This is a genomic window from Streptomyces sp. H27-H5 (assembly GCF_026627505.1).
Taxonomy (GTDB): Bacteria; Actinomycetota; Actinomycetes; order Streptomycetales; family Streptomycetaceae; genus Streptomyces.
In genome coordinates, this window is sequence record NZ_JAPNLK010000249.1 from 1 (window position 1) to 2,523 (window position 2,523).

Annotated in this window: 3 protein-coding genes; 2 read left to right on the plus strand and 1 reads right to left on the minus strand. The window is 68.7% G+C overall.

Annotation, left to right across the window (positions count from 1 at the left end):
• Nucleotides 1-121: 121 nt before the first annotated feature.
• Complete coding sequence (locus OTB19_RS42445; RefSeq protein WP_267804202.1) at nt 122-511, minus strand: ATP-binding protein; 390 nt, start codon at nt 509-511, stop codon at nt 122-124.
• A gap of 945 nt (nt 512-1,456) precedes the next feature.
• On the opposite strand from OTB19_RS42445, the gene OTB19_RS42450 reads away from it, so the two are divergent.
• Both OTB19_RS42450 and OTB19_RS42455 read left to right on the plus strand, forming a co-directional pair.
• Entirely contained in the window at nt 1,457-1,795 is a 339-nt protein-coding gene (locus OTB19_RS42450) for a MerR family transcriptional regulator (protein WP_267804203.1), read from the plus strand.
• Nucleotides 1,796-1,810: 15 nt separating this feature from the next.
• Nucleotides 1,811-2,260 carry an STAS domain-containing protein gene (locus tag OTB19_RS42455; protein ID WP_267804204.1) on the plus strand — a complete coding sequence of 150 codons (450 nt, stop codon included), beginning with the start codon at nt 1,811-1,813 and terminating at the stop codon, nt 2,258-2,260.
• Nucleotides 2,261-2,523: the final 263 nt, after the last annotated feature.

Below are 2,523 nucleotides of genomic sequence, written 5' to 3' on the forward strand. Positions count from 1 at the left end.
TTCCTGCCCTCAGGCCTGCCCTTCGGCAGTCCCGAGGACTGCCTCGACTGCGCCTGCTACCTCTACCTCGGCGACCAGCCGACCTGACCAACACCCCTCCACGAACTTTCGCGGTGCAGCACTAGCGGGGGAGGAGGGCGCGGACGGTCTTGCCGCCTTCGGGCTTGGGCGTGACGACGGTGGCGTGGGCGAGGTCGTTGACCATGTGCCAGCCGAACCCTCCCGTGCCGTGGACGAGGTCGGGGGTGCGCAGGCGCGGCATGCGAGGGCTGGAGTCGTCGACGGCGACCTCGATCGTGCCGGGGTGGGCGGTCAGGCGGAGCGTGTGGGTGCCGCCGCCGTGGCGCAGGGCGTTGGTGACGAGTTCGGAGACGACCAGGACCACGGTGTCGGCGTGCTCCGGGTCGACGGCCGGCACGAGGGTGTCCAGGAACGTCCGTGCGGTGTGGCGTGCCTCGGCGACGGCGGACAGGGACTGAAGGGCTGTGCGCTCGGTGCTCGTCGTGGTCATCTCGCGCTCCGGTCTCTGTTGTCGTGTCCGGCGTCCAGCCGTGCCTGCCGGGCCGTTTGTGCCCCGGACCGCCACTCTTCAATCCTGGTGGGCTTCGAATATCTACCTCATTCGGCACGCAGAAATCTGTGCCAGTCAGAGTAGACATCGGACGTCGGTGTGGTTATGGTTTCTCTCGTAATGCAGAGAGACAGCAGGGCCTGGCAGATACGAACTGCCGGGCAGCAGTAGTCGCAGTACCCGTAGTTGCAGTGTGTTGGACGGTGCGGTGGTGGAGTTTCGAAGCCAGAGCGGTTGCAGGACGGCGACGGGGCTGACGACCGGACCGGGTGGCCCGCGGTGATCAGGGGCCGCCATCGGAAGTACCGCAGTCAAAGCAGTGGTTGCAGTACCCGTAGTGAGTGCAGTTCGCAGTACCTCAGCAGTGAAGTCAGTGGAGTGGTACCTCGGTGAAGGCGTCGGCTGCGGGCGCGCGCATCGGGAGGTTCGGCAGTGGGGTTCCAAGCCAGAGCGGACGCAGGTTGGGCGACGGGGCTGGCTGCCGGAGTGTGGCGCTTGGTCAGGCCACGAGCGGTACACGCAGTGCGCAGTATCAGCAGTACCGAGTGGAGCAGTAACAGCAGTTCAGCAGTGTGTAGTCCCCATTTGGTAAGTAGTTGATCCCGAGGGATGAACGGAGGAGTTGGCGCCATCAGGATCGCCCGGGTGGAGTGTTGAGCCCGGGTACCGCAGGACATCGTGAGTGAGGTGGTCTCCGGTCAAGCAACCGCGATCCCCGCATCCCCGACAGAGCTCAGGTCGGGCAGGCGGACACAGTAGGCCGGCGCAGTACCAGGGCCGGTAGATGGTGTAGCAGTTCCTTCGGGGCCCGGGTGCCACACGGCGCCCGGGCCCCTCCGTACATCCAGAGCCGGTTCTCCCCCATCTGTTTCGCAGTGAGGTGCGGTGACAGCAGACGATTCGTTCGGTCGTCTCGATGACGACGACTACCCCGCCTACACGATGGGCCGTGCCGCCGAGATGCTCGGCACCACCCAAGGTTTCCTCCGCGCGATCGGCGAGCACCGCCTGATCACCCCGCTCCGCTCCGCGGGCGGGCACCGCCGCTACTCCCGCTACCAGCTGCGGATCGCGGCCCGTGCCCGCGAGCTCGTCGACCAGGGCACGCCGATCGAGGCGGCCTGCCGGATCATCGTCCTTGAAGATCAGCTCGAAGAAGCCCGGCGCGTCAACGCCGCCGCCGGCCGCGGCGCCGGATCGGCGAATCCATCGGCCGCGGCCTGAGGAGGATTGGAGCCGATGCCTCTTGGAGCAGCCCGCCCGCAGAGGCCGGGCATGATCCCCGCTCCTCGGCGGGCCCCCCGCCCCCACACCCCCACGGTGGTCCTCGCCGGCCGCTACGGCCTCCTGCGCCTGGCCGGTGAACTCGACCTGGAAACCGGGTCCGCCATCCGCGACGCGGTCCGCAGATGCCTCGACAACCGCCCCGCCCTCCTGCGCATCGACATCAGCGGGGTGTCCTTCTGCGACTGCTCCGGGATCGCCGCCCTGCTGTGGGCGAAGGCCGAAGCGGGCCGGGCCGGAACCGGCTTCCACCTGAGCGGGCCCGCCCAGCCCGTCGTCGCCCGCGTCATGGACGCCACCGGCACAGCAGCCGACCTCGGCCTGCTGCCACAACCCCCCGAGCAAAGCGGCGCCCGGCGAAAGATCCACGCGCCACAAACCCCGACACCCTCCGCCGGTCCCTGACCGAACGGGCCTGCCGGTGTCCGCCCCGAGCCGGATACCCCCCCGGGTGCGCGCCGCGTATCGGCGCGCAGTCCCCGAACTGCCGGAGCGGTGCACCGTGGTTGGGCCCGCCGCTCCGGCAGTCACCGGGCCCGGTCGGAAGATTTCAAGTCCAGTGAGACGGTCGTGACGCTATGAGGTTTGTGGTGCGGTTTCGCGCCGCTTGGCCGGGTCGTTGATCCAGGCTTTCTGGGGTATCTCGGGTGGTCGGGGGCGGCGGCCGA

Excerpts from the sequence above, each read along its gene's own strand:
- OTB19_RS42455 (WP_267804204.1), top strand. The coding sequence starts at position 1,811 with ATGCCTCTTGGAGCAGCCCGCCCGCAGAGGCCGGGCATGATCCCCGCT.
- OTB19_RS42445 (WP_267804202.1), bottom strand. The coding sequence starts at position 511 with ATGACCACGACGAGCACCGAGCGCACAGCCCTTCAGTCCCTGTCCGCC.